The sequence below is a fragment of the Nocardioides daeguensis genome (assembly GCF_019192965.1).
In the GTDB taxonomy this organism is placed as follows: Bacteria; Actinomycetota; Actinomycetes; order Propionibacteriales; family Nocardioidaceae; genus Nocardioides; species Nocardioides daeguensis.
Genome location: NZ_JAHTKU010000025.1, coordinates 1 through 15,437, shown reverse-complemented (window position 1 = coordinate 15,437; position 15,437 = coordinate 1). Strand labels below are relative to the sequence as shown.

Sequence of the window (15,437 nt, the reverse complement as noted above, 5' to 3'; positions counted from 1 at the left end):
TCGGGACCCTCCTGCGACGAAAGGGGCTGCTCCCGTGGTCTCCGTTCCCGGCAACCGCTTGATCGACCCGACCTCCGCGGCGTTCCTGCTCGCGGAGAACCGCAACATGCCGATGCACGTGGGCGGACTGCAGCTCTTCGAGCCGCCCGCGGACGCGGGGCCCGGCTACGTGCGCACGATGTTCGAGTCGATGCGCGACACCGAGCGGATCGCGCCGCTGTTCCTCAAGCACCCCCACCGCTCGGTGCGGACCGGCGGCACGCTGGTGTGGCGCGACGACGAGCAGTTCGACATCGAGCACCACGTGCGGCACAGCGCGCTCCCCCAGCCCGGCCGGGTCCGCGAGCTGCTCGAGCTGGTCGGCCGGCTGCACTCCACGCGGCTCGCGTGGGAGCGGCCGCTGTGGGAGATGCACATGATCGAGGGCCTGGCCGACGGCCGGGTCGCGATGTACACCAAGCTCCACCACTCGCTCGTCGACGGCATCTCGGCGATGCGGCTGATGGCGAGCACCCTGTCCTCCGACCCCGATCGCCGCCGCATGCCGGCGCCCTTCGCCGAGGGCGCCGCCCGCAAGCGCCGCGCGGACAAGGAGAGGGAGCAGGAGGGCGCCGAGTCGCTGCCCGCCGCGGCCGTCGATGCGGCGACCACGGCCGCGCGCACCCTCGCCGACCTGCCCGGCGACACCCTCCGCACGGCGCTCTCGATCAGCGCCGACGCCGCCGGCATGCCGATGGCGCTGGTCAAGACGCTGCGCAAGGGCCTGAAGAACGAGACGTCCGCGGTCTCGCTGGCCGCTCCTCGCACGATCTTCAACCAGTCGATCACCGGCGCGCGCCGCTTCGCCGCCCAGGACTGGCCGATCGAGCGGATCCGCGGGGTCGGCAAGGCCAGCGGCACGACCATCAACGACGTGGTCCTCGCCATGTGCAGCGGTGCGATGCGGACCTACCTCACCGAGCTCGACGCCCTGCCCGAGCAGTCGATGGTCTCCATGGTGCCGGTGGGCCTGAAGGCCAGGCAGACCAGCGCCGCCGCCGCCAACCCGGGCGACGGCGGCAACGCGATCGGCTCGGTGATGGTGCGCCTGGCCACCGACAAGGCCGACCCCGCCGATCGCCTGCGCACGATCGCCGCGTCGATGAAGGACGGCAAGGAGGCGCTCTCGTCGATGACCCCGGCGCAGATCGTGGCGATGAGCGCCATCGGCATGGCGCCCTCGATCGTGGTGCCGATGCTGAAGATGCAGGGCATCGTGCGGCCGCCGTACAACCTGATCATCAGCAACGTGCCGGGCCCGCGGGTCCCCCACTACTGGAACGGCGCCCAGCTGGTCGGCACCTACCCGGTCTCCATCCCGATCAACGGCATGGCGCTCAACATCACCTGCACGTCGTACGCCGGCAACATGGGCTTCGGCCTCACCGGCTGCCGCCGCACGGTGCCCCACCTGCAGCGACTGCTGACCTTCCTCGACGACGAGCTGGCCGCGCTGGAGAAGGCCGCCGGGGTCTCGTGAGGGTCCCTCGACCTCCGGTCACAGCTCGGTGAACCCACCGCCGACCCGTTCGGCAACGGCCTGCAGCCGCGCCCTGGTCACGGACGAGACGGTCGGGTGGCCGGCGCGCTCGGCGTTGGAGCCGGGGCGGGTGGGCTCGGCGGAGTTGACCGACAGGCAGGTACGACGCCCCCCGTCGGCCGCGTTGGCGAGCGCGACCGCGTGGCCGGTGGTGCCGCTGCCCGCGAAGTAGTCGAGCACCCGGGCGTCGTCCGGCATGGTGCCGAGCACCCGCAGCAGGAGACCGGTCGGCTTCGGCGACTCGAAGACGTGGCCGAGCAGCTCCTTGAGCTCGGCGACCGCGGTGTCGGTGGAGCCGACCTCCTCAGCGAGCCAGATCGTCGGCAGCTTCTTGCGGCGGCCGCCGACGGGGTGGCGCCAGTCGCGCTGGTAGACGTCGACCCGCTCACCCCGCGCCCCCCGTACCAGGCGGCACTCCAGGTCGTCGGGCCGCTCGTCGATCCGTGGCCGGGACCACCGCCACACCGCCGGCGTACCGTCACCGAAGACGGGCTTGATCTCGACCGCGCCCGGGAACGGCTCCGTCGCGACCTGCCCGGTCGCCGGGTCGCCCCAGACCGGGAAGTGCAGGGTCGGGGTGGAGAGCGGGTTGAACCTCTTGTTGGTGTTGCGCAGCGGCAGCCGGCGGTAGCGCCGCCCGTCGGCCGCCTCGAGCGGGAAGTCGGCCTCGACGACCGTGGTCGCCGAGGTCGCGTCGAGCACGCAGCGGGCGGCGTCCTTCGCGTAGACGAGGAGGTACTCGTGCGAGGTGGCGAACCCCTTGCCCAGCTGGCGTCCCTTCGGGTTGAGGTTGACCACGACCTGCGCGAGGAAGTTCGCCTCGCCGTACACGTCGTCGAGGAGCAGCCGCAGGTGGGCGACCTCGTGGTCGTCGATGCTGACGAAGAGCGCGCCGGTCTCGGCCAGCACCCGGTGCCCGGCCTCGATCCGCGGCCGCAGGTAGGCCACCCAGGCGGCGTGCCGGCCGGCCGCACCCGCGCCCCGCTTGCCCTTGAAGTCGTCGTGGTAGGCGAAGTCGTTGCCCGTGTTGTAGGGCGGGTCGAGGTAGATCAGGTCGTACGACGCGTCGGGCAGCCGGGCCAGGACGTCGAGGTTGTCGCCCTCGACGAAGGTGTTCCACGGTCCCGGCTCGTTCGGCACGGCCTCATCGTGACAGGCTCGGTGCGTGGTGCGTCGTACCTTCTCCCGAGCCGAGCTGGAGTCCTACCGCGACGCCGTGGTTCCCGACCTGCTGCCGAACGCGCCGGGCCAGGTGCTCAAGCTGTTGTTCGTCGGCATCAACCCGGGGCTGTGGACCGCGGCGACGCAGACCCACTTCGCCCACCCGGGCAACCGCTTCTACCCGGCGCTGCTGCTGGGCGGGGTGATCACGGAGCCGGTCGACCCCGCCGACGGGATGAGTGATGTCGAGCGGACGATGATGCGCGAGCGGGGCATCGGGATCAGCAACGTCGTGCACCGCGCGACCGCGAAGGCCTCCGAGCTCTCGGCCGAGGAGCTGAAGGCCGGTGGTCAGCAGCTGGTCGAGCTGGTGGCGCGGGAACGTCCGAGGGTCGTGGCGATCGCCGGGATCACGGCGTACCGCACCGCCTTCGGGCTGCCCCGGGCCGTGCCCGGCCGGCAGCCGGACACCATCGACGACCTGTGGTCCGGCGCCCAGCTGTGGGTGGTGCCCAACCCGAGCGGGCTCAACGCCCACGAGACCGTCGCCTCCCTGGCCGCGGCCTACCGCGAGGTGGCCCTCGCCGCCGGCGTCATCGGGGCCTCGGGCGCTTGTAACTAAGGGTTACAGCACGAAAACCGGTGCAACAGCGCCGAGGTAGTGACCGCAGCACCCGGGTAGTCCGGTTCGCCGACTGCTCGAACGGTGCACCTGTCGCCACGCCGCGACACCCGGCGACGGCGCAACTACCCGGGCGCTGTGGCTACTACCCGGGCGATGCGACACCGAATTTCGCGCTGTAACCCTTAGTTACAAGCGCTCGGCCCCTCGGACGGCGACGCCCACGACCATGGGGGCGACCCGGGCCGGGGGGCCGGGCATCCGCAGGTGCTCGACCTCGGCGAGGTCGAACGGCGAGCGCCCGAGCAGGCCGAGGAAGTCGCGGTTGGGACGGCAGCCGTCGGCGATGCGCACCTGCAGCGGCGTGACGACCTCGTGCAGCACCCGGAGCAGCCCGGTGCCGCGGACGTGCTCGTGGAACAAGAAGCTGCCGCCCGGCTTGGTCACCCGGGCGAGCTCGGCGAGCGCCGCCTCGGGCCGGTCGAGGGAGCAGAAGACGAGCGAGGCCGACACCGTGTCGAAGGACGCGTCCTCGAACGGCAACGCGTAGGCGTCGGCGTCGCGGATCTGCCAGGCCCGGGCCCGGACGTCGGCGGTACGGCGCTGGAGCTGCTTGCGCAGTCCGGGATTGGGCTCGACCATGACCAGCTCGGTGACGGCGGCGGCGTAGTGCGGGACCGAGAACCCGTTGCCGGTGCCGAGGTCGAGCACCCGGCCGTGCGCCCGCGCGAGGTGCCGGGCGCGGATCGCCGCCTGGCCGGCGTCCTCCGAGCGCTGCATCAGGTCGGGGTACCAGCGCGCGAAGAAGCGCTGGCGGCGGGTTCCGGGACCGTCCGTCATGCCCGCGACCCTACCGAGGGAGGTCCTCAGGCGCGTCGGCCGGCAGACCACGCCACGGTCACCACCGCGAGGCAGCCGACGACCAGGACCGCCCCTGCCGCGACCAGGCTGAGCCCGTCGACGAGGCCCCACGATCCGCCGATGCCCGAGGCGACGAGGCCGGTCGCACGAACCCGCAGGGAGGCCGACGGAATCCCGCGGGCGACCTCCAGGGCTCGGGCGACGCGCTGGACGTCGAGGTCGACCATCCGCACGCCGCGACCCGCCTCGCTGAACGCCAGGTCTGCCGACGCCAGGATCTCGGCATTGTCCTGGCCGCGTGCGACCACGGCGACGCAGTGCGCTCCACCTCGCTGGTCACGGACCGCTTGCTCCCGCTCCGCTGCCTCCTCACCCCGGATCCACTTGTCGATGCCGCAGGCCTGCGCCAGGTGCTCGGTGTCCAGCACGTCGGCGTCGGACAGGAGGATCGGCTCGACGCCCGCTGCTCGCAGGCGCGCGACCGCCAAGGGGGCGTCGGGTCGGACCTGGTCGCTCACCGTCAGGTAGCCGAACGGACGATGGTCGACCTCGACCCCGACGGTCTCCCCGAGTCCGTCACGCGTCTCCATCCCGAGCCACGCGGGAGCTCCCACCCGAACCGGGTGACGGTCCACCGCGCCGCTGGTTCCCCGTCCGGCGACGAGCTCGACGTCGGTGAGCTTTCCCGGGCCGGCGAGCCGCGCGATGGCCCGGGCGACGGGGTCGCCCTCGACCGCGTGCTGCAGGGCGGCCGCGAACCACTTCAGGTTGCGTTCGTTGCCCTCCTCGACGGGATCGATGTCGGTCACCACGAGCTCTCCGGTCGTGACGGTGCCCCAGCGGTCGAGGACGACCGTGTCGACCCGGCCGGCGGTGCGCAGCGCCGCCAGGTCCGGGAAGTCGACACCGTCGCGCCGGGAACGCCGCATGGCCCACCACGCAGCCCACGGCAGCAGGCCGACGAACGCAGGCAGCAGCACGAGAAGCAGGACGACGACAGTCACTCGCCACGCTCCGAGTACCGTTCGAAGTCGCTCTGGTCACCCGCGATCCACAGCGCGATGCTGGCCTTGAGCACGAGGGTGAGCTGGATGACGTACTCCGGGTCGTGCAGCGCCTCGCCGAACAGCTGGTTGATCCGCCGCCAGCGATAGCGCACGGTCTGTGGGTGGACGCCCAACCGGGCCGCGATCGCCGGCGCGCTGTCACGCGTCTCCAGCCACACCAGCAGCGTCTCGGACAGGATCTCGCGGGAGTTGGGGCTCTCCTCCAGCAGGGGCTGGAGGAGCTCCTGAGCCAGCTGCCGGCGCATGACCGGCTCGGCGTGCAGCCAGATCTCGGTGCGGTAGGTCCGGCAGTCGAGGACGGGCAGGGCGGGGAGGATGCCCTTGCCCGCCAGGCTCAGCGCCCGTTGGGTCCACCGGTGGGCGGCCGCCGCGTCGTGGGGCTCGACCGGCCAGCAGACCGCGAACCGCGTCGCAGGCGCCGACGACCGCCATCGCCCAGGGCAGCGCGCGCGGCGAGGCGTGGCCGATGATCGTGTCGACGATCTGGTCGGCGCCGCCGCTGTCGGCGAGCAGCTTGCCGAACATCGCGCCGAGCGCGATCAGGATGCCGACGCCGGCGGCGGTCGCACCGAAGCCCGTGGTGTAGCTGGCGATCGCGGTCTCGACGTCGACCCCGGCGACCACGCCGACGGTGAGTGCGCCGCCGGTCAGCGCGAGGAAGGGGTGCACCTTCGCGGCGATGATGAGGACGACGATGACGCCGATGCCGAGCAGGGCGGCGAGCACCAGGCGGCCCTCGGAGGCGACCGGCTCGACGAGGTCGGTGCCGGCGGCGATGAGCGGGACGGACATGGGGCTCCTCAGGCCTGGCGGGTGGACGGAGCGGCGGACGGGCCGCCGGACGGACCGGCGGAGCGCCGGACGTACTCCTGGACGATGGCGTCGACCGGCTGGTCGACGTCGATGACGAGACCGGCCTCGTCGGGCCCGAGCGGTTCGAGGGTGTCGAACTGCGAGTCGAGCAAGGACGCGGGCATGAAGTGGCCCGGACGGCTGGCCTGGCGCCGCGCGATGACCTCGCGAGTGCCGTGCAGGTGGACGAACGCGACCCGCGGCGCGTGCGCGCGGAGCCGGTCGCGGTAGGCCACCTTGAGCGCCGAGCAGCTGATCACGCCGCCCCGCTCGTCGTGGCCGGCGAGCCAGCGGCCGATGGCCTCGAGCCACGGGATCCGGTCGTCGTCGTCGAGCGGGATGCCGGCGGTCATCTTCGCGATGTTGGCCGGTGGGTGGAAGTCGTCGGCGTCGCCGAACGCGACGCCGAGCCGGTGGGCGATGGCGGCCCCGACGGTCGACTTGCCCGAGCCGGAGACCCCCATCACGACCAGGAGCGCGGGCGGCCTACCGTCGGCGTGGGTACTGCTCATGGGAACCTCCGAGTGGTGTGCTGGCCGTCACAGTGTGCATGCATTAATCTGCTTTTAACAAGATCCATTCCGAAATAAATCTGATCTTTTGCCGGAGGTGGCCGTGGCCGCGCTGCACGACGACGTCCTCGACGCCCTGGGCCGCCGGATCGTCGGCGGCGAGCTCGCCGCAGGCGCGGTGCTGACCCTCGACGACATCGACACCGAGTACGACGTCAGCCGCTCGGTCTCCCGCGAGGCGGTCCGGGTGCTGGCCTCGATGGGCATGGTCGCCTCGCGCCGCCGGGTCGGCCTGACGGTCCAGCCCCGCACCCGGTGGCAGGTCTTCGACCCGCGCCTGATCCGCTGGCGGCTCGACTCCGAGGACCGCGCCGCCCAGCTGCGCTCGCTGGGCGAGCTGCGCAGCGGGTTCGAGCCGGTCGCCGCGGGGCTGGCCGCCGTGCGCGCGACCCCGGAGCAGTGCGGCGCCCTGACCGCGGCGGTCGGCGACATGGTGGTGCACGGGCGCGCCGGCGACCTCGAGGCGTTCCTGGCCGCCGACATCGCCTTCCACCGGGTGCTGCTGGAGGCGTCGGGCAACGAGATGCTGGCCGCGCTCGACGGCGTGGTCGCGGAGGTGCTCGCCGGCCGGACCCACCACCACCTGATGCCGACCAGGCCCAAGGGCGAGGCGATCGACCTGCACGTCGAGGTCGCCCGCGCCGTCCGTGCCGGCGACGCCGTCGCGGCCCGGGCGGCGATGGAGTCGATCATCGCGGAGGCGACCGATGCGGTCGTGGCCGACGCGACGACCTCGACTATCCTCGGAGGCGATGGAGAACACGCCTGACCTCGCGAAGCTGATCACCCAACTGCAGGGCGAGGAGTACGACGTCTCCGAGCCACTGCCGGGCGTCCTCCACGTCAAGGGCCGGTTCTCGAACCCGGAGCGGATCGCGCTGCGCGCGGCCGCCGACGCGGGCGACGTACCGCTCGCCGTGTGGGCGACCAGCCACCACGACGACTGGGCGCTGGTCGCCTGGGACCGCCCCGAGCTGGTGACGATCACCCAGAAGGGGGCGACCCCGCAGCGCTGGCGGCACCGCCGTCCGCCGGCCACGCTGCGCCCCGACGCGCAGACCTTCCTCGAGGGCGCGTCGTCCCCGTTCGACATCGTCACCCGCCCCAAGCACCAGCCGACCGAGGCCGCCCGCGAGGTGCTCGGCCGGTTCGGCATCACCGACCCGCCGCCGCCGGGCTGGGTGCCGCCCGTCGTCGAGGCGCCGCCGGTCCCCGAGGTGCGGGAGAGCCGGGTCCCGACGGCCACCGAGAAGGCGGCCCGGACCCCGCGGGCGACCAAGCCCAAGGCGCCGGCCAAGCCGGTCGCGCCCGAGCCCGTGGTCGCGATCTGCCCGACGTGCTTCATGGCACTGCCCGCGACGGGCGTGTGCGACAACTGCGGGTAGACCGTCGCGTAGCCCGCGGCTGAGGAACGAGGCCGTGGCTTGTCGAGGCGGTTCCAGGGGCGTCTCGATACGCCACCTCCGCTCGTTCCTCGCTCCGGCGGCTACTCGACGACCAACCCGCGGCTGAGGAACGAGGCCGTGGCTTGGCGAGGCGCGTCCAGGGGCGTCTCGATACGCCACCTCCGCTCGTTCCTCGCTCCGGCGGCTACTCGACGACCAACCCGCACCTCCGCTCGTTCCTCGCTCCGGCGGCTACTCGACGACCAACCCGCACCTCCGCTCGTTCCTCGCTCCGGCGGCTACTCGACGAACGACCTTTGACATGCTTCGTCCCATGAGCGAATCGCCTGCTCCCGTCGGACTCCGCAAGCTGTCGAAGCTCGGCCTGGCCATCGCCGCCGCCGGCGCGCTGATCCAGCTCGTCCTCGGCATCTACTACCTGGCGATGGCGCACTCCCCCGCACCCGACGACCTGCCCGTCGGCATCGTCGGGTCCGCCGAGCAGCGCGCCCAGCTCACCACCGCCCTCGAGGAGGGTGGCGACTTCAAGGTCGAGGTGTACGACGACGCGACCGCGCTGCAGCAGGCGATCCGCGAGCGCAAGGCCTACGGCGGCGTCGCCTTCGCCGGCCCGCAGCCCACGCTCTACGTCGCGACGGCCGCCTCGCCGTCGGTGGCCAACCTGTTCAAGGCGTCGTTCTCGAAGGCCTACCAGGACCAGGTGCAGGCGCAGGTCCAGCAGCTCGTCGCCGCCGGGCAGCCGGTCCCCGCCGAGACGGTGGCCCAGCTGGCCTCCGCGCCGCCGGTCACCGATGTCGTGCCGCTGCCGAAGGCGGACAGCGCCGGCAGCTCGCTCGGCTTCGTGATCCAGGCGCTGTGCCTCGGCGGATCGATCGCCTCCCTCGCCCTCGGCCGGCTGCGCGGCCTGACCCAGCGCTCGACCGCGCGGGGCCTGGGTCACGCCGCGCTCCTGGTCGTCTATGCCCTCGCCTCCGCCGGCGTCGCGCTGGTCGCGATGGCGCTGTTCGGCGTCGGCAAGGACGCCGACCACCTCGTCCTGTTCGGCGGCCTGGCCCTCATCTCGCTGGCCGTGACGGCGTCCACGGCCGCGGCCGTCGCGCTCGTCGGGCCGGCGGGATCGCTCGTCGGCGGCCTGTACTTCACTCTCGGGCTGATCATCTCGGGCTCCTCGATCGCCCCCGAGATGCTGCCGCGGGCCGGCAACGCCGTCGGCCAGCTGCTCCCGCCGGGCGCCGGTGCGACCGTGGCCCGCGACGCGATGTACTTCCCCGACGCGTCGACCGTCGCGGCCTTCGTGGTCCTCGGCCTCTACGCCGGACTCGGCCTGCTCGTCATCCTCCTCACCAACGCCGCGGCCAACCGGACCCGGTCGACACAGCTGCTCGCCCGGGGCGAGGATTGACCTCGTGAGCGAGGCCGGGACCCCCAGCGAGCGCAACGTGCTGGGCGGCGCGCTCCAGCCGTGCGGCACCGACCCGATGACCGGCTTCCTGCGTGACGGGAACTGCTCGTGCGGCCCGCAGGACGTCGGCCTGCACGCGGTGTGCGCCGTGATGACCGAGGAGTTCCTCGCCCACCAGCAGGCGGTCGGCAACGACCTGTCGACGCCCCGCCCCGAGTGGCGCTTCCCCGGCCTGCACCCGGGCGATCGCTGGTGCGTGGTCGCCGGCCGCTGGCTCCAGGCCTACGCCGACGGCGTCGCCGCGCCGGTCGTGCTCGCCTCGACGAACGAGCGGGCACTGCGCCTGATCCCGATCGAGGTGCTGCGCGAGCACTCGGTCGACGTACCGGACGACCTGAGCGAGCTCGGCTAGCGTCGCCGACGTCGCGTCAGGCGGCGAGATCGTCGGGCGCCACGACCCGCAGCTCGGCGTCGTTGGCGAGGTGGACCGGCCACCGGGCGTCGAGCCCGACCAGCCCGCGTGCCCAGCCGAGGTCGCCCGGGGTCCGCGGCGCGCCGCCCGGCCGCGCGTACAGGAACGCGCACCTCAGGTCGTGCTGGTGCGCCTGTCGGACCAGCAGGCCGATGCTGTCGACGTCGCGGTCGACCGGCTCGGTCGGGAGGTCGGTGACCTCGATGACGTGCAGCGGCTGGTCGCCGTCGACGAGCAGCACCCACAGCTGGGGCGTCGCGAAGCCGAGCGCCCCCATGAGCGAGCACCAGGTGCGCTCGAGGGCGGCCTGGTCGACGAGGGGCGGAAGCTGGCCGGGCGGGCGGAGGGGCTCGATGTCGTGGTCGTCCATGCCCCGAGCCTGCGCCAGATCCGCGCCAGGCGTCGGGGCTCATCCACAGGCCCCTCCCCCCGGGCAGGTGTCAGCCGACGCCGGCCTGCGCCTGGGCGGTCACGGTGACGCCCTCGGCGAACTCGATGACCTGCTCGTCGCTGAGGCCCAGGGACTCCCAGGCCTGGACGACGACGCGGTGCTCCCCGTCGTCGTAGGTCAGGATCTGGCTGCCGCCCTCGGCGGTGCGCAGCCAGCCGTCGTGCGCGCCGACCTTCACCGGGGCACCCTCGGGCTCGCCGGTGACCGACTGCGACTCGAGCATGACGACGAGCTTGTCCTCGAACACGTCGAGTCCGCTGTGGTCGTCGGCACGGGCGACGTTGAGGTTGTACGGCGTGGCGCCCTCGAGCACGAAGCCCGCCGGGACCTTGGCGACGACGAAGCCGGGCTGCTGCTCGCCGGTGTAGGCGACCAGCTGGACGCGCGCCCCCGGGTCGGCCGAGCCGGAGGTGCTCGGTGCGGCGATGGACGGGGCGGGGGCGGGTGAGCGGTCGGCGCTGACGGCGATCGCCGTGCCCACGCCGGCGACGGCGACCAGGGTGAGGCCGGCGGTGCCGACCCGCAGCGCGCGGCGCCGCGCGGCGCCCCGGCCGCGGGCCAGGTCGCGTCGGACGGTCTCGTCGGAGGGTGCGGGGGCCTCGCCGCCGAGGCGGTGCAGCCGGTGCAGCCGGTCGGTGAGGTCGGGGAGGTCGCTCATGTCGGGTCTCCTTCGTAGGGGGCGGCCGGGATCGGTGCGGCCTGCGGGAGGAGCTCCCGCAGCTTGGCGAGACCGCGAGCCGTCTGGCTCTTGACCGTGCCCGGGCTGCACCCGAGCGCGTCCGCGGCGTCCTCGACGCTGAGGTCGGCGACGTGCCGCAGCACCACGGCCGCCCGCATCCGCTCCGGCAGCGCCTTCAACGCCGCGAGCAGCTCGGCGTCGACCTCCGCCGCGCCGAACGAGGCAGCGGCCGGCGCCGCGGCGGCGGCCCGGTCCGGGACCGTGTCGGTCACCGTCTCCCGGGCCACCGACGGACGGCGGCGGTGGTCGATGAAGGCGTTGACGAGCGCCCTGCGGGCATAGGCGTCGACACCTCCACGGCGGGTGGCGCGCCCCCAGGCGAGGTACAGCCGCACCAGCACGCCCTGGACCAGGTCCTCGGCGAGGTGGTGGTCACCCGCGGTCAGCACCGCGGCGGTGCCGAGCAGGTGGGAGCGGCGGCGGCGTACGAAATCCTCGAACTCGGCGTCGCGGGCCTTCGGTCTCATGCTCCCTACACGTGCGGCGCTCTCCCCGGGGTTGCATCCCCGGGGAGGACGGGGTCAGCCGTAGTGGCAGACGTAGCCGAGGGTCTCGGTGACCTCGATGTCGAAGGAGGAGTCACCCGGCACGCTGAACGACTCGCCCGCGCCGTACTCCTGCCACTCCTCGGAGCCCGCCAGCCGGATCCGGCACCTGCCGGCGTTGAGCTCCATCACCTCGGGCGCGGCGGTGCCGAAGGTGAGGCTCGCCGGGAAGATCACGCCCGCCGACTTCCGGGTGCCGTCGGCGAGGTAGAAGGTGTGGCTGACGCAGGCGCCGTCGAAGTAGACGTTGGCCTGCGGGTCGAGGGTGACGTTCTCGTACGTCGTCTGCTCACTGGTCACGGGCTCGAAGCCTACTGTCGGACGTACTCCAGCACGGCGCAGCCGTTGTCGAACGTGCGCACGTCCTCCAGCCCGAACGCCTCGGGCGCGAAGCCGCGCGTGAGCATGCGCACGCCGTCGCCCGCGACGACCGGGTACTTCTTCACCACGAGACGGTCGATCTCGGCGCTCACCGCCCCAGCGAGCCGGCCGCCGCCGGCCAGGCAGACGTCGTACGGCGAGTCGGTCGCCTTGAGCCGGCGGACCACGTCGAGCGGGGGCTCGGCCGTGATCTCGACGGGACCGTCGGCGGCGGGCAGCGACGTACTGACGACCACGGTGCGCAGGTGGGCGTAGGGGTCGGCGATGCCGGCCACGAGCGCGGGGTCGTAGGTGCGCCGCCCCATCACGACGGTGTCGTAGCGCCTGAGCGGCGCGTCGGTGGCGCCGAGGGCGGCGCGCAGGTGGGTCGGCTGGAGATCGGCGTACTCGTCGGCGAGGAAGGCCAGGAAGTCGTCGGAGAGGCCGAAGAAGTCGACCTCGTCGCGTGGTCCGGCGATGAAGCCGTCGAGGGTGACGCCGACGTAGTAGGTGAGCGCGGGCATGACGGGGACTCAACCACTACATTTGCAGTACGTCAACCGTAGTTGTCAGGCGCGACGGACTTCGGCAGGATGCCGCCATGGCCCGCAACCCCGCCCGCCGAGCCCAGCTCCTCGACGCCGCCACCGACCTGCTCGCCAGCGTCGGCGCCCGCGGCCTGACCTTCCGCGCGGTCGACGAGCAGGCAGGCGTGGCGACCGGCACGACGTCGAACTACTTCCGCTCCCGCGACGACCTGCTGCGCGAGCTGTGCGACCACGTCTTCCTACGCCTCACCCCGGACCCGGCCCAGGTCGCCGACCGGCTCGACGCCCCCCGCACGCGCGAGCTCGAGACCACGCTGATGCACGACCTGGTCGCCCGCGCCGAGGCCGACCGGGCCGGCCACCTCGCCCTGTTCGAGCTACGCATGGAGGCCTCGCGGCACCCCGGGCTGCGCGAGGTCTTCACGACCCGGTTCCGCGCGAACCTCGAGGCGATCACCGCCGACCACGTCGACGGCGGATTCCCCGGGGGCCCGGAGGCCGCGCGGGCGCTCTACCTGGCGATGACCGGCCTGCTCTTCGAGCACCTCACCCTGCCGGGCCTGCACGCCAGCAACCCCGACGACCTCGCCGACCTGGTCACCGCGTTGGTCGCGCGGGTGGTGCCGCCGGGCGACTGAGCGACCCGGCCCGCCGGGTCGCTCAGCTCCTCGGCGCTCGGGGGCTCCGCCGGTACGCCGACACCGTCGGGTCACCCGGGAGCCAGAACCGCCACAAGACGTCGGCCGCCTTGGACACCCCCACGCGCGGGCCGCTCGCGATGGCGTCCGCCACGGGCGTCTGCGGACCCAGGCGGACGCCGACGAACTCCTCCTCGTCGTGCTCGGCCAGCAGGTCGGTGCCGAGGTCGTCGAGCGTGATCCCCAGCGCCCGCGCCAGGTTGCCCGGTCCGCGCGCCAGGTGGTGGTCGCGCTCGGGCGGGGTCTGCCCGCGACGGAACCGCGCCACCTCCGTGCCGTCGACCACCTCGCCGGCCCGCAGCAGCACCGCCGCCCCGATCTCCGTCGGCCCGGTGACGACGTTGGCGCACAGATGGATCCCGTAGGAGCGGTACACGTAGAGCCGGTACGCCGGCCCGTACATGATCTCCGAGCGCGGCGTGCGCGTGAATGCGTGCGACGCCGGGTCCTCACAGCCGCCGTACGCCTCCACCTCGGTGATCCGCACCGTCACGCCGTGGCCGATGATCGTGCGGCCCAGGAGCTCCCGCGCTCGTCGTACGACGTCGGCGGGGTCGACTGCGCTCACCCGGCCGACGATAGCCATCGGCCCGGCAGCACGAGGGTCAGGCAGTCCGGTCGCGGGTCGCGGCGAGGGCTGCGCCCGTCCACGCCTCGTCCGCGCTGACGTCGGAGACGACCTCGAGCCAGTCCGGGACAGCAACCGGCGTCGCGTCGCCGTCGTCGATCTCAGCCACCAGCGTCCCGTCCTCGAGCTCGTCGACCACGACGTGCAGCCCGTCGCGGTGCACGTGGTGCCGCCGCTTGCGCAGCCTTCTCGTGGGGAGTCGGTCAGCGAGGAGCGACCACTCCGCGTCGTCGAGGTAGAGCGAGGTGCACGCCACCTCGGCCGGCCCCTCGCCGAGCCGGACATTGTGCCCCACCTTGCGCTGCACCGACCCGTCGGGCTTGCGCACCTCCCGCAGCCGCAGCCGCGCCCCGTCGACGTACCGGTCCTCGATCTCCCACACCTCGCTCACGCCGTGCGGGATCGCCGCCACGAGGAACCGCCGCTCGCGCTCCACCACCGCGTACTTCAGGGAGACCATGGGGCCATTGTGTTCCCCGACCTGCGACCATCGGCCCGTGGAGATCGACGTCGTCGGTGCCGTCATCGTGCAGGACAGCCTCGTCCTGTGCGCCCAACGCGGCCCCGGTGGCGAGGCCGGCGGAAGGTGGGAGTTCCCCGGCGGCAAGGTCGAGCCGGGCGAGGATCCGCGCGCTGCGCTGGCGCGGGAGATCCACGAGGAGCTCGGCTGCCTCGTGGAGGTCGGCGATCCGGTGACCACCACCCGGTACGTCGGGTCGTCGGTCGTGATCGTGCTGTCGACGTACTGGTGCCGGGTGGTGTCGGGCACGCCTGCCCCCACGGAGCACGCGGCGATCCGGTGGTTGCCGGCCGCACAGCTCGGCGAGCTGGACTGGGCGCCGGCGGACCTGCCCGCCGTAGCCATGGTCGAAGGCACGCTGCAGCGCTGAACCAGCGCGTCTACCCGTACCGACGCGCGGTCAGGCGGCGCGTGGTCGGGCGGGTCGGTAGGTCGCCCTCCCGCGGAGGCTGTCGAGGGCGTGTCTGGGTGGTGGGGTCCACACGGGTTGTCGGGCGTCGGGGTCGATGTGGACGGCCCACGGCGTCTGGTGGACCAGGACGTGGTGGTGACGGCAGAGCATGACGAGGTTGTCGAGGCTGGTGGCGCCGCCGTCGGCCCAATGCACGACGTGGTGGGCATCGCAGGCCAACGGCATCCGGGTACAGCCCGGGAAAGCACAGTGCCGGTCCCGGACGACCAACGCCATCCAGATCGTGGCGGTCACCAGACGTTGGGCCCGGCCCACGTCGAGAACTTGGCCTTCGGCACCGAGGACGCTCGGGATGATCTCGGCATCACACGCCATGCGTCGTACCGCACTCGCGGAGAACCGGGCACCGGTCGGCGTGTGCCCGTTGCGGGCCAGACCAGCATCGATCACCTGCTGCTTCAAGCTGTCCTGGTCGATGAGGACCACCACCCGCGGCTTCGACCCGTGGTCACGAGGAAGCTCGTCGGTGGCGGCGAGCCGGT

The 15,437-nt window shown here is 72.9% G+C and carries 22 protein-coding genes; 8 read left to right on the top strand and 14 right to left on the bottom strand.

The genetic code is table 11. From position 1 onward, the window contains the following. Window positions 1–34: 34 nt before the first annotated feature. Window positions 35–1,519 (top strand): WS/DGAT/MGAT family O-acyltransferase, encoded by a 1,485-nt coding sequence (locus tag KU893_RS20000; protein WP_257440824.1) that lies wholly within the window; start codon window positions 35–37, stop codon window positions 1,517–1,519. Between the two features lie 18 nt (window positions 1,520–1,537). On the opposite strand, the gene KU893_RS19995 is transcribed toward KU893_RS20000, so the two are convergent. Beyond that, the gene (locus KU893_RS19995; RefSeq protein WP_218236157.1) at window positions 1,538–2,719 is read right to left on the bottom strand and encodes a site-specific DNA-methyltransferase; all 1,182 of its coding nucleotides are present in this window, start codon (window positions 2,717–2,719) and stop codon (window positions 1,538–1,540) included. 25 nt (window positions 2,720–2,744) lie between these two features. Here KU893_RS19995 and KU893_RS19990 point away from each other — a divergent pair, with 25 nt between their 5' ends. Further along, window positions 2,745–3,362 carry a mismatch-specific DNA-glycosylase gene (locus KU893_RS19990; RefSeq protein WP_308167235.1) on the top strand — a complete coding sequence of 206 codons (618 nt, stop codon included), beginning with the start codon at window positions 2,745–2,747 and terminating at the stop codon, window positions 3,360–3,362. A 189-nt stretch (window positions 3,363–3,551) separates the two neighbouring features. Here KU893_RS19990 and KU893_RS19985 read toward each other — a convergent pair whose 3' ends face one another. Genes KU893_RS19985 through KU893_RS19965 form a run of 5 tightly spaced genes read right to left on the bottom strand, consistent with a single transcriptional unit; the run spans window position 3,552 to window position 6,654 of the window. Next, the gene (locus KU893_RS19985; protein ID WP_218236156.1) at window positions 3,552–4,202 is read right to left on the bottom strand and encodes a class I SAM-dependent methyltransferase; all 651 of its coding nucleotides are present in this window, start codon (window positions 4,200–4,202) and stop codon (window positions 3,552–3,554) included. Between the two features lie 26 nt (window positions 4,203–4,228). Then, window positions 4,229–5,227, bottom strand: a complete 999-nt coding sequence (locus KU893_RS19980; protein WP_218236155.1) for an HAD family hydrolase — start codon at window positions 5,225–5,227, stop codon at window positions 4,229–4,231. Continuing rightward, window positions 5,224–5,448: a helix-turn-helix domain-containing protein gene (locus KU893_RS19975; RefSeq protein WP_257440825.1), complete on the bottom strand. Its 225-nt coding sequence runs from the start codon at window positions 5,446–5,448 to the stop codon at window positions 5,224–5,226. Before KU893_RS19975 ends, KU893_RS19980 begins: the two co-directional genes overlap by 4 nt. Next, a complete protein-coding gene (locus tag KU893_RS19970; protein ID WP_218236153.1) occupies window positions 5,429–6,082 on the bottom strand; it encodes a GntT/GntP/DsdX family permease in 654 nt (217 codons plus the stop codon). Before KU893_RS19970 ends, KU893_RS19975 begins: the two co-directional genes overlap by 20 nt. Before the next feature lie 8 nt (window positions 6,083–6,090). Then, window positions 6,091–6,654, bottom strand: a complete 564-nt coding sequence (locus tag KU893_RS19965; RefSeq protein WP_246592948.1) for a gluconokinase — start codon at window positions 6,652–6,654, stop codon at window positions 6,091–6,093. A 103-nt stretch (window positions 6,655–6,757) separates the two neighbouring features. Here KU893_RS19965 and KU893_RS19960 point away from each other — a divergent pair, with 103 nt between their 5' ends. The 4 genes from KU893_RS19960 (at window position 6,758) to KU893_RS19945 (ending at window position 9,934) form a co-directional block, all read left to right on the top strand. Then, window positions 6,758–7,483, top strand: a complete 726-nt coding sequence (locus KU893_RS19960; RefSeq protein ID WP_257440826.1) for a FadR/GntR family transcriptional regulator — start codon at window positions 6,758–6,760, stop codon at window positions 7,481–7,483. Continuing rightward, window positions 7,467–8,099, top strand: coding sequence for a hypothetical protein (locus KU893_RS19955; RefSeq protein ID WP_218236152.1), 633 nt, complete (start codon window positions 7,467–7,469; stop codon window positions 8,097–8,099). The genes KU893_RS19960 and KU893_RS19955 overlap by 17 nt, the downstream gene beginning before the upstream one ends. Window positions 8,100–8,433: 334 nt before the next feature. Further along, a complete protein-coding gene (locus KU893_RS19950; protein ID WP_218236151.1) occupies window positions 8,434–9,522 on the top strand; it encodes an ABC transporter permease in 1,089 nt (362 codons plus the stop codon). 4 nt (window positions 9,523–9,526) lie between these two features. Continuing rightward, entirely contained in the window at window positions 9,527–9,934 is a 408-nt protein-coding gene (locus KU893_RS19945) for a DUF2237 family protein (RefSeq protein WP_257440827.1), read from the top strand. 16 nt (window positions 9,935–9,950) lie between these two features. Here KU893_RS19945 and KU893_RS19940 read toward each other — a convergent pair whose 3' ends face one another. The 5 genes from KU893_RS19940 to KU893_RS19920 form a co-directional block, all read right to left on the bottom strand. Then, window positions 9,951–10,364: a hypothetical protein gene (locus KU893_RS19940; RefSeq protein WP_218236150.1), complete on the bottom strand. Its 414-nt coding sequence runs from the start codon at window positions 10,362–10,364 to the stop codon at window positions 9,951–9,953. Window positions 10,365–10,434: 70 nt separating this feature from the next. After that, complete coding sequence (locus KU893_RS19935; protein WP_218236149.1) at window positions 10,435–11,103, bottom strand: hypothetical protein; 669 nt, start codon at window positions 11,101–11,103, stop codon at window positions 10,435–10,437. Beyond that, window positions 11,100–11,651 (bottom strand): SigE family RNA polymerase sigma factor, encoded by a 552-nt coding sequence (locus KU893_RS19930; RefSeq protein WP_218236148.1) that lies wholly within the window; start codon window positions 11,649–11,651, stop codon window positions 11,100–11,102. Before KU893_RS19930 ends, KU893_RS19935 begins: the two co-directional genes overlap by 4 nt. A 54-nt stretch (window positions 11,652–11,705) precedes the next feature. Then, the gene (ppnP, locus tag KU893_RS19925; protein ID WP_218236147.1) at window positions 11,706–12,029 is read right to left on the bottom strand and encodes a pyrimidine/purine nucleoside phosphorylase; all 324 of its coding nucleotides are present in this window, start codon (window positions 12,027–12,029) and stop codon (window positions 11,706–11,708) included. An 11-nt stretch (window positions 12,030–12,040) separates the two neighbouring features. Further along, on the bottom strand, window positions 12,041–12,613 hold the full coding sequence (locus KU893_RS19920) for a dihydrofolate reductase family protein (protein WP_218236146.1): 573 nt from the start codon (window positions 12,611–12,613) through the stop codon (window positions 12,041–12,043). Window positions 12,614–12,690: 77 nt separating this feature from the next. Between KU893_RS19920 and KU893_RS19915 the strand changes: the two genes are divergently transcribed. Next, the gene (locus tag KU893_RS19915) at window positions 12,691–13,275 is read left to right on the top strand and encodes a TetR/AcrR family transcriptional regulator (protein WP_218236145.1); all 585 of its coding nucleotides are present in this window, start codon (window positions 12,691–12,693) and stop codon (window positions 13,273–13,275) included. A 22-nt stretch (window positions 13,276–13,297) separates the two neighbouring features. Here KU893_RS19915 and KU893_RS19910 read toward each other — a convergent pair whose 3' ends face one another. Both KU893_RS19910 and KU893_RS19905 read right to left on the bottom strand, forming a co-directional pair. Then, on the bottom strand, window positions 13,298–13,903 hold the full coding sequence (locus tag KU893_RS19910) for a DNA-3-methyladenine glycosylase (RefSeq protein ID WP_257440828.1): 606 nt from the start codon (window positions 13,901–13,903) through the stop codon (window positions 13,298–13,300). Between the two features lie 37 nt (window positions 13,904–13,940). Then, window positions 13,941–14,423, bottom strand: a complete 483-nt coding sequence (locus KU893_RS19905) for a CYTH domain-containing protein (RefSeq protein WP_218236143.1) — start codon at window positions 14,421–14,423, stop codon at window positions 13,941–13,943. Between the two features lie 37 nt (window positions 14,424–14,460). On the opposite strand from KU893_RS19905, the gene KU893_RS19900 reads away from it, so the two are divergent. Then, window positions 14,461–14,853 carry a (deoxy)nucleoside triphosphate pyrophosphohydrolase gene (locus tag KU893_RS19900; protein WP_257440829.1) on the top strand — a complete coding sequence of 131 codons (393 nt, stop codon included), beginning with the start codon at window positions 14,461–14,463 and terminating at the stop codon, window positions 14,851–14,853. 30 nt (window positions 14,854–14,883) lie between these two features. Here KU893_RS19900 and KU893_RS19895 read toward each other — a convergent pair. Continuing rightward, window positions 14,884–15,437 (bottom strand): HNH endonuclease signature motif containing protein (locus KU893_RS19895; protein WP_218236141.1); only part of this gene is annotated, 554 nt, incomplete at its 5' end.

Excerpts from the sequence above, each read along its gene's own strand:
- KU893_RS19970 (WP_218236153.1), bottom strand. The coding sequence starts at position 6,082 with ATGTCCGTCCCGCTCATCGCCGCCGGCACCGACCTCGTCGAGCCGGTC.
- KU893_RS19920 (WP_218236146.1), bottom strand. The coding sequence starts at position 12,613 with ATGCCCGCGCTCACCTACTACGTCGGCGTCACCCTCGACGGCTTCATC.
- KU893_RS19955 (WP_218236152.1), top strand. The coding sequence starts at position 7,467 with ATGGAGAACACGCCTGACCTCGCGAAGCTGATCACCCAACTGCAGGGC.
- KU893_RS19915 (WP_218236145.1), top strand. The coding sequence starts at position 12,691 with ATGGCCCGCAACCCCGCCCGCCGAGCCCAGCTCCTCGACGCCGCCACC.
- KU893_RS19940 (WP_218236150.1), bottom strand. The coding sequence starts at position 10,364 with ATGGACGACCACGACATCGAGCCCCTCCGCCCGCCCGGCCAGCTTCCG.
- KU893_RS19930 (WP_218236148.1), bottom strand. The coding sequence starts at position 11,651 with ATGAGACCGAAGGCCCGCGACGCCGAGTTCGAGGATTTCGTACGCCGC.
- KU893_RS19965 (WP_246592948.1), bottom strand. The coding sequence starts at position 6,654 with ATGAGCAGTACCCACGCCGACGGTAGGCCGCCCGCGCTCCTGGTCGTG.
- KU893_RS19905 (WP_218236143.1), bottom strand. The coding sequence starts at position 14,423 with ATGGTCTCCCTGAAGTACGCGGTGGTGGAGCGCGAGCGGCGGTTCCTC.
- KU893_RS19935 (WP_218236149.1), bottom strand. The coding sequence starts at position 11,103 with ATGAGCGACCTCCCCGACCTCACCGACCGGCTGCACCGGCTGCACCGC.
- KU893_RS19985 (WP_218236156.1), bottom strand. The coding sequence starts at position 4,202 with ATGACGGACGGTCCCGGAACCCGCCGCCAGCGCTTCTTCGCGCGCTGG.
- KU893_RS19950 (WP_218236151.1), top strand. The coding sequence starts at position 8,434 with ATGAGCGAATCGCCTGCTCCCGTCGGACTCCGCAAGCTGTCGAAGCTC.